An 8741-nucleotide genomic window follows, 5' to 3' on the forward strand; every position below is an offset into this window, starting at 1 on the left:
TTTAACCGAGGGGATGGTCATGACACCATTCGAGACCGTGATTTCTACAATGCGAGTACCGACCAGATCGTGCTTGGAGAGGGCATATCACAGGACGAGTTGAGCCTACGCCGTGATGGTAATCATATGGTGTTGTTGATTGGTGGTCCGGATTCGGGAGATTCGATTACGATAGAAAACGCGAACACGGATAGTAACTCCCGTATAGAGGAGGTTGTGTTTTTCGACGGAAATAAGGTGTCGCCGTTTGGCCTGCCTGATTATGTGGATTCGGTCATAGATACGGATATACTCGTCCAAGCGATGAGTGCGTTTGATGCTCAAGAAAGTTTGACAAATAACGCTGTTATTGACAGTGTTGCGTCTTCATTGTCTCCCAACTTTATTGTCAGCGGACAGAGCCGGCTCTAAAGGCAACCATCTACGATGACGAAATACGATACTCTGCGTGTACCGCATGCAGAGTATCGAGCCAAACTCACTTTCCATAAATCATCTAAGTCGGTGGTAATTTTACTACGTTGAATTTTAGTCGTTGTTTAAATTTGCAGACTTTTGATGCAATGTTATGCGAACTTATTTTGCAAATAGTATTTTAACTCGTTGATAGTTGGTTATAGTTATGAAGACTTATGTTACAAGCATCACTTTAAAAAAGCCGCTCTTAAGGAGCGGCTTTTTGCTATCTGAAGCTTTCCAAGTGTCTTGTCCAACAAGGGTTAGGCTTGGTGGTCTTTTGTCGAATGCTCCCTTTTTTGTCGCTTTATCTATCCCTTTTCATCAGACTTATTTGCTCATCAGTTTTGCTATATACGTTCAAGCAGAATGAGCTACTCGCTTAGCCACTATAGCCTGTCAATCTAAAATGGCTTTGATAAAAAGGGGCTTCACGATTTGCAAACATCATTAATAGTGACGCTTTAGTTGCGATGAATACTGACTGTGTGTTGTTTGTTTGCCTTGTCGTTAAAGCAGTACGAAGCGAGTATGTAACAGCAACATTCAAGGGGGCGAGCGAGTCGCAATTAACAAACCACAGCAAAGATTTCTTGCTTCCATCCTTAAGCGCCTCAAGAAAATCTGAATTCTCTTTTGCGGATAGTGCTGCCGCTGCCGTGTCGTATTCTGAAAAGTCTAAATAGTGAACATCAATGCCTTCTTTATCGGCGAGTATAGAGGTCTGTTTGATGAAATCAGAGTGAATTACCGCCGAGTCAGCGGCAGAAATCCTAAAGTCCATATCCCAAGCGTGTTGCACGAAAAGTTGAGGAGTTATGTGATTCTCTGGTAGGGGACTTTCTTTATTTTTATCCAATCTACACTCTGCCACGGTTGTTAAGGTTACGCCGAATAGGATAAATCATGAGTAGTCAATGTACCACTGCCCCCCAAAGTTCTGGCTAATGCAGCGCAAGCACTAGCAAGATTTACCCTAAAATTGCTCAGGCTAATACTCTATACATTTTAAGGATGTGTACTTTCCCTACCAAATCTGACCCGATGAAAGAGGATCAGAACATGCTCATTTGGGGTGCGACCTGGTTGAAATCGAATTGTTCAGAATCCGCCGGAGTTATAAGGAAACTTTCGGCAATTTCTGAAGTTTATATCTTAGACGTTAGGCTGTGCGGGCTTTCGGTTGAAGCGTGAGTATAATGAGTTCCTTCAAAGTCATTCGTTAGAGCCTTTAGCATCGAAAAAAACTATTAATGTCAGAATCCAATAATCGTTGGAGCTTATTCAAGCCATCTCTCAATCGAGCCTGATTCCCGATTGACATTAAAGACAATCGAACATGTGGTGTACTTTCACTATTTGCGCAGAAGTAACTACCACTCGTAACTATTACACCTCGATTTTTTGCTTCCATAGCAAATCGATCTGGCTGCCAATGGGCAGGTAATGGCAGCCAAATATGGTATCCAGAAGCCTTGAACTCTGTGGAAGTAAAAATTTCCCTAACCATTTTCTGTCTTTCATTCGCAATTTCCCGTTGTTGATCCGCTAACCGAAAAGCATCACCGGATTCAATTAATAATGTCGCTGCAATAAAATTAATTGGGGACGCAATCCAAATATTAGTTCGAATATTTGTATTGAGAGCTGTTATCTGGCTTTCTGGGACTTTTAAGTAACCACAGCGCATCGCAGGGCTAATTGCCTTAGATAACGCAGAAATATGGAACGTATAATCGGGAGCAAAGTTCGCTATGGGCGGCACTGGTTCATCATCTAAAAAGCAATAAATATCATCTTCAACTAGCCAGACTTTCTTATCATTGATAACTCGCGCTATTTCCTTTTTTCGAGATTCTGGCATTGAGATCCCTGTTGGGTTCTGATGACTTGGGATTGCTATCACCATTGCGGCTTGATGTGCATCAATTGCACTCGCCAAAGCTTCTGGACATAAACCATACTCATCAAGATCTACACCAACTATATGACGGTCAGATATATTTACAATCGCCAAAATACCCGGGTAGGTGAGTCGTTCGACTAGAATAGTGTCACCTGGCTTAGTCAAAGTATCGACGAGTAAAGACAAAGCGTGCTGCGCCCCATTCGTCAGTAATATATTATCGCTGGTTGCCCCCTCTAAGCCGTACTTTGTCGCCCATTTTACACCTGCCGACCTATGGGCCTCATACCCAGAATGCTCAACGTATCCAATTACAGAAGGGGTCAGTAACTCCGCAGATTGTCGGTAGGCATTCTTTAATGCAGGTACATTTCTCTCCAGGCAAGGTTGAAGTATAGAGAAGTTAAAGTTTGTTTCTTCATCGGGAGCTTGGATGGCTTTATCCAGTTCCGATTTCGTTTTCACAAACGTACCACGACCAATAAATGACTCTAAACACCCCCTGTCACTAAGTAACTTATAAGCCTTCGCAACAGTGGCAGGCGTCGTTCCAAGCTCCTCAGCAAGTAAACGATGGGTGGGTAGCTTTGAACCTTGCGGGAACTCACCTGTTTCAATTTTCTGCTTTATAACTTCTGCTATATGAATGAACTTACTATTACTCACAAGGAGTCTCCTGGAACAATCCTAATTTTCAAAACATTATACCAAATGTCCTTTAGGTTTTAATTCTTTTGAATGCATAATTATAATTGACATATGTCAATGAGGGTGATTAAACTAAAAGGGTTGTAGTTGATATTACTCAGTGCTGTTTATAACAATATAGAATCAGGCTTAAGTAATGCTAAACGAAATGGTAGAAACACTTAAAAAGCAAAGTGTCCAAGAAGTACATGTGTCATATGAATCTGAAAATAAACAAAAAGTGCATTCAGTAACTTGCGTTTTGCAAAGGACAGTGAATGGCTTAATGTCAAAGAGTGGCTTGGGAGCGTAGTTAAACACAGCCTTAGTGGTGAAATAGTGAATGCTATTCGGGAGTCTTAGTCAGATGACGACCTGTGCGCTTTGATTATCCGCGGTTTACCTATTGATAGCAGTTTGTGCGCGACACCCTACAACGGTTATGTCATACCATCAAAAATCCCTTTAGCTAGCGCTATTTATATTGGCATATGTCAATGTGCGCAAATTGAACCTGTGTCATACGAAAATGAAAATTAAGGATTCTTATTTAGTCATGTGGTACTTGCACTCAATGCTTTTAATGATAATTCATCTCATGGTCCCACTTTTACCTTTGGTCATCATGTTAATAATCCAGACCTATCACTAGCATGTGGACCCGTGATAAGGAAAACACCACTCCTCTTACTGAGAGTGCCGCAGCAGCATTAGTTATGCTAGAAGCTCAGCTACAAAACGAGTCGTTAAAACAATACGTGGTATATCAGCCAGGTGATTTATTGCTAATTAAAAATCAACGGCTTCTTCACAGTCGTGAAGGGTTTAAATCTAGATCAGATGGCGCAGACCGATGGTTAGCTCGCATGTTTGGGATGAGTACGTTAGAACGTATCGTTCCAGCCTTCCCAGAATTTGAACATATTGGAAAAGATTAAGGAAAATAAAATGGAATCAAACAACGTCGCTTTTATTGGTTTAGGTGTCATGGGTTTTCCAATGGCGGGTCATCTTGCGAAAGCAGGGTACAAGACCAAAGTGTTTAATCGTACAGAACATAAAGCAAAACTATGGGCTCAAGAATTTCCTGGTGAATACCAGGCAAACCCTCGGTTAGCTGCGACAAATTGTGACATTGTGTTTTTATGCGTGGGGAACGATGACGATGTAAGGAGTGTTGTATATGGCGAGGACGGAGTTCTCGCAAGCATGCTTCCAGGCTCTGTTTTGGTTGACCACACGACAACATCTGCAGAGCTTGCAGAAGAATTATCCAGAGTTTGTAAGGAAAAGAACATTTCATTCATTGATGCTCCAGTATCAGGAGGTCAGTCTGGAGCTGAAAATGCAGCTCTTACGATCATGTGTGGTGGTGAACAAACGGTTTTTGATCGCGTAGAGCCCGTGATGAAAAGTTATGGTAAGCAATCGACTTTAATGGGCAAAAATGGCCAGGGACAGCGCAGTAAGATGGTCAATCAAATCTGTATTGCGGGCGTATTGAAAGGGCTAAGCGAAGGCCTCCTTATGGCAAAAAAAGCAGGTCTAAATACAAACCAGTTAGTTGATGTATTAAAGCATGGTGCTGCGGGTTCATGGCAAATGGAGAACAGAGCAGTAACTATGTCGCAAGATAAGTTCGATTTTGGTTTTGCAATTGACTGGATGCACAAAGATCTAAGCATTTGCCTAAATGAAGCAAATAAGATGGGTGTTGAGCTTCCGTTAACAGAAAAAGTAGACAGCGAATATCAGTCACTACAGCAACAAGGTTTTGGTCGCATGGATACTTCTGTGCTTTTCAAAATCTACGATCGATAACTTCGACAGGAATTTTTCAATATGGAACTCTTCGGTAACGATATTACACTTTTTATACTAATAGCATTAATGGTATCGGCCTTTGCGGCCGGTTTCATTGACTCAGTTGCAGGGGGGGGAGGATTAATATTGGTTCCATCCTTTATCCTTGCTGGATTGCCTCCTCAATTAGCTCTTGGACAAGAAAAAATTGTCAGTACATTAGGTACAATTGCGGCAATACGTAATTTTATACGAAATAAAAAAGTAATTTGGACTGCCGTGGCAACAGGTATCCCGGCGGGCCTGATCGGTGCGTACGCGGGTGCACAAGCTATTCTCTACTTTGATCCCGATACTATAGGTAAAATCATTCTCTTTATGCTCCCTTTCGGAATAATTTTATCGTTTATTCCGAAGAAGAATCGCAGTGAAGACAACTCATCTCCAATTAATAAAACAATTATTTTATTTGGCGTACCCACTGCTGTATTTGTAATTGGTTTCTATGATGGATTTTTTGGCCCTGGTACCGGTAGCTTTCTAATTCTGGCTTTGCACTACTTACTTAGGTTTGATTTAGTTTCAGCATCAGCGACTTCAAAGTTGTTTAACTTTTCCTCTAACATCGGGGCTTTAATTGCCTTCATGATTGCAGGTAACGTATTGTATATGCTGGCAATTCCTTTAGTAGCAATGAATTTATTAGGGAATCATGTTGGTAGCTCATCAGCTATGAAGTATGGCGAGAAACTAATTCAACGAACCATTTCAGTATCACTCAGCCTACTGATGATTTCGTTGGGTTATAAATTCTTGTTTTAGAAATTAACCACAAACTTTATACGATAGAACTCTCATTCAATGCGGATGAGAGTTCTAGTATTAATCTACGATTATATGGTCAACTATAGGAAAGACCTGTCACAGACGGAACCTGAATTCGACTCACTTCTTCTCAGAAGGAAACACTCATGCATCATCGGATTATGAGAGGAAACTCGATGCTGTTAAAGTAAACATCACTATGTCTGTCTGCTACGTGTATCATGACTGCGCTGTCTAGAAAGTTACATTTTTCAACCGCGACTATGGATCTTCCCATATCTGAAGCTTTCCAAATGTCTTGTCCAACACACTTCAATCTCTTAATTCGCAGGCAGCACCACTGCTGATGCTTCTTCAGACTCTTCTTTGCCTTCTACTTGTTCAGCAACCCAATCAATTGTCTTGGTTAAATAAAGCTTATTGGCTTCGGTATCACACCAACGCTTTGATAGACCTCTGCGGTTAAATTCGCTGCCAATAGCGGCCAGTGTTTGATTACTCGGCCTTCCGTAATACAAGGTGTCGCACAGTTGTAGGTTCGACATCGATTGTGGGTATGTATTAACCGACGATGAGTTCATGCTTAGTGCTTTGGACTGATTATGCGTGCAACCCGTAAGGCTCAAGAAAAAGATCAATGCTAAGGCTTTCTTCATCATATCTCTGAACAGTTACTAATAATTGGCGGGGATTATGAGCATGATTAAGTCGTTGATTTGTCAATTCTTCGCTAACTGCTTAAAGAGCAAGATCTTGCTCGCAATTAGAGCACGTTATTGATCCGTTTAATTCCTAGGTCAAAAAATGTATTAACCGCCAAAAGCGCAATTTTGTACAAAAGCTAAAAGAGCCTATAGAGTAGACTGATAAGTCGCTCGATAATTAACAGGCTTGGGAATTGTTATGGAGAACAAGAAACGTTCTAAAGAAAAGGCCGAATATAAAGTCGCTGAGGAGCTCGGAGGCATTGAAATCCTTAATGCTGAGTACGAAAAGCAGAACTTCTCACGTCATAGTCATGAGGGTTACACGCTTGGGGTTATAGAGCAGGGCGCTCAACGTTTCTATCGCACAGGTGGTCATCATATCGCTCCCCAAGACGCTATTATTCTAGTCAATGCCGATGAGGTACATAGCGGTCATTCGGCAACGGAAGGCGGTTGGGCTTATCGTGCGATGTATCCGCTCCCAGAGCAACTGGCCAAAATTACTCAAGAACTTAACCTTCCTAATTATGGCGCCCCTTATTTCCCTAGGGCAGTCGTTGAAGACCCTGAACTCGCCAATCAATTGAGGCTGGTGTTTAATGCGATTGATGAATCGGATAATCGACTGCTCCGCGAAACCTTGATGTACGGGATGTTGGTTAAGCTGATTAGTCGACATGGCAAGTCGAGCCTTAAACCTCAGTTGGATAGTAAAACTCAGCGCCAACTTGTTCTGGTGAAAGAGTTTTTAGATGATTTTCCGCAGGCCGATGTCTCTTTGGAAGAGTTATCGAAATTGGCAGCCTTAGGTCCCTTTCATTTAGTTCGTTCATTTCAGAAAGAGTTTGGCCTTCCTCCTCATGCTTATCAGATCCAGTCTCGTTTGAGGCTTTCTCGCAAGCTGCTGAAGCAAGGGCATACCATTTCAGATACTGCCCAAGAGTGTGGTTTTCACGACCAGAGCCATTTTCATCGACACTTTAAAAAGGCCAATGGCTACACGCCGGGGCAATACATTAAGATGCTTTGAGCGTTGGTGAAAAATACGGTCTCTTAATCGAGCAAGTTTGTACAATCGAATCAACTCAGGTGTTTTTACATTGAATAGCCAATGTAAAGAGAGAAAAGAACAATATGGATAATCAAAAGATGGATAGGCGAACACAGCTGTGGAAGGGCGTTTTAGCGGGTATGCCTCTGAGTATCGCCGTGATACCGTGGGGAATCTTAGCTGGCTCATATGCGATTGATGCTGGATTGAATCAACTGCAAGCACAAGCAATGTCGGCGATTTTGTTTGCTGGCTCCGCACAACTGGTCGCGGCAGGCATGTTCAAAGCAGGTATTGGCCTTGGCACTATGTTGCTGACCACGCTGTTCATCACCTCAAGACACTTTTTATACAGTGTGTCGATGCGCGACAAGATAAGCCACCTTCCTGCTCGTTGGCGCTTATTGCTTGGCTTTTGGTTAACAGATGAGCTGTTTGCGATTTGTAGTGGGCAGTCTCAGCAAGAGTTTAATCGTTGGTATGCCGCGGGTGTTGGCGGCGGCTTTTATCTGGTTTGGAACATAGCGAGCTTCGTTGGCATTGTCGCTGGAAGCCAAATCCCATCCCTCAATGAAATTGGCCTCGACTTTGCGGTCGCCGCGACTTTCATTGCGTTGGTATTCCCGTTAATCAGAACATTGCCTGTTGTGATGTGCGTGTTGGTTTCATTGGTGACTTCGGTTGCTATGTCGGTGAATAATGTTGAAGGTGGGCTCATGATTGCAGCAATTGCTGGCATCTTAGCCGGCTTTTTCAGTGAGTCATTTCAAGAGCGCAATAACGGCAAAAAGCCAATCATGGAAGGGAAATAGAGATGATCTGGTTAACAATATTACTGATGACAGCGATTGTATTTTTTAGCCGATACTTATTTCTTGAGCCAGCGATTCCGCTTCGACTCAATCAAACCGCGCGACGTTTATTACGCTATTCAAGCCCTGCGGTACTGACTGCGATCTGGGGGCCGATTGTGTTTGCTCCAGAGCAGACATTTTGGCCAAGTTTTGAAAACCCGTATTTAATCGGGGCGCTTGTGACAGGTTTGCTGATATGGAAAACCGGCAACGTGCTGCTAACCATTGGTGTCAGTATGGCGGTGTTTTTGTTCTATAACCTTGTCGCGGTTGATTACCTTTTTCAATAAATTAACCGGGCCTTATGATTATTAACTATTTCAGCATTTGATGTTAGGTGTGATTTCCATGTGATTTTTGTTTGAGTGATTGGTTTTACTTACAAGTTTAAAGAAAGTAATTTCAATAGATTCAGCTCCTAAGCTTTTAGGTGTTTTTAGTCAAATAAGGAA

The 8741-nt window shown here is 42.3% G+C and carries 10 protein-coding genes; 7 read left to right on the forward strand and 3 right to left on the reverse strand.

The genetic code is table 11. The annotated features are described in order from the left end of the window. A partial coding sequence (locus BCT81_RS19020) for a calcium-binding protein (protein WP_198596925.1) occupies positions 1-411 on the forward strand: 411 nt, incomplete at its 5' end. 427 nt (positions 412-838) lie between these two features. Here the strand turns inward: BCT81_RS19020 and BCT81_RS19025 are convergent. Both BCT81_RS19025 and BCT81_RS19030 read right to left on the reverse strand, forming a co-directional pair. After that, positions 839-1315: a hypothetical protein gene (locus BCT81_RS19025; protein ID WP_241908242.1), complete on the reverse strand. Its 477-nt coding sequence runs from the start codon at positions 1313-1315 to the stop codon at positions 839-841. Between the two features lie 372 nt (positions 1316-1687). Then, positions 1688-3028, reverse strand: a complete 1341-nt coding sequence (locus BCT81_RS19030; protein ID WP_102425474.1) for a PLP-dependent aminotransferase family protein — start codon at positions 3026-3028, stop codon at positions 1688-1690. Between the two features lie 674 nt (positions 3029-3702). Here BCT81_RS19030 and BCT81_RS29805 point away from each other — a divergent pair. From BCT81_RS29805 to BCT81_RS19045, 3 genes are read left to right on the forward strand one after another with little or no spacing between them, the layout of a single operon-like run. Continuing rightward, complete coding sequence (locus BCT81_RS29805; RefSeq protein ID WP_241908243.1) at positions 3703-3987, forward strand: TauD/TfdA family dioxygenase; 285 nt, start codon at positions 3703-3705, stop codon at positions 3985-3987. Between the two features lie 10 nt (positions 3988-3997). Then, positions 3998-4870, forward strand: coding sequence for an NAD(P)-dependent oxidoreductase (locus BCT81_RS19040; protein ID WP_102425475.1), 873 nt, complete (start codon positions 3998-4000; stop codon positions 4868-4870). 21 nt (positions 4871-4891) lie between these two features. Further along, complete coding sequence (locus tag BCT81_RS19045) at positions 4892-5674, forward strand: TSUP family transporter (RefSeq protein ID WP_102425476.1); 783 nt, start codon at positions 4892-4894, stop codon at positions 5672-5674. Between the two features lie 323 nt (positions 5675-5997). On the opposite strand, the gene BCT81_RS19050 is transcribed toward BCT81_RS19045, so the two are convergent. Then, positions 5998-6333 carry a hypothetical protein gene (locus tag BCT81_RS19050; RefSeq protein ID WP_102425477.1) on the reverse strand — a complete coding sequence of 112 codons (336 nt, stop codon included), beginning with the start codon at positions 6331-6333 and terminating at the stop codon, positions 5998-6000. Between the two features lie 247 nt (positions 6334-6580). On the opposite strand from BCT81_RS19050, the gene BCT81_RS19055 reads away from it, so the two are divergent. From BCT81_RS19055 to BCT81_RS19065, 3 genes are all read left to right on the forward strand, one after another. After that, complete coding sequence (locus BCT81_RS19055) at positions 6581-7414, forward strand: AraC family transcriptional regulator (RefSeq protein ID WP_102425478.1); 834 nt, start codon at positions 6581-6583, stop codon at positions 7412-7414. Positions 7415-7518: 104 nt separating this feature from the next. After that, on the forward strand, positions 7519-8247 hold the full coding sequence (locus BCT81_RS19060) for an AzlC family ABC transporter permease (protein ID WP_102425479.1): 729 nt from the start codon (positions 7519-7521) through the stop codon (positions 8245-8247). A 2-nt stretch (positions 8248-8249) separates the two neighbouring features. Then, entirely contained in the window at positions 8250-8579 is a 330-nt protein-coding gene (locus tag BCT81_RS19065; RefSeq protein ID WP_102425480.1) for an AzlD domain-containing protein, read from the forward strand. Positions 8580-8741 lie beyond the last annotated feature (162 nt).

The organism is Vibrio sp. 10N.261.52.A1, from assembly GCF_002876325.1.
Taxonomy (GTDB): Bacteria; Pseudomonadota; Gammaproteobacteria; order Enterobacterales; family Vibrionaceae; genus Vibrio; species Vibrio chagasii.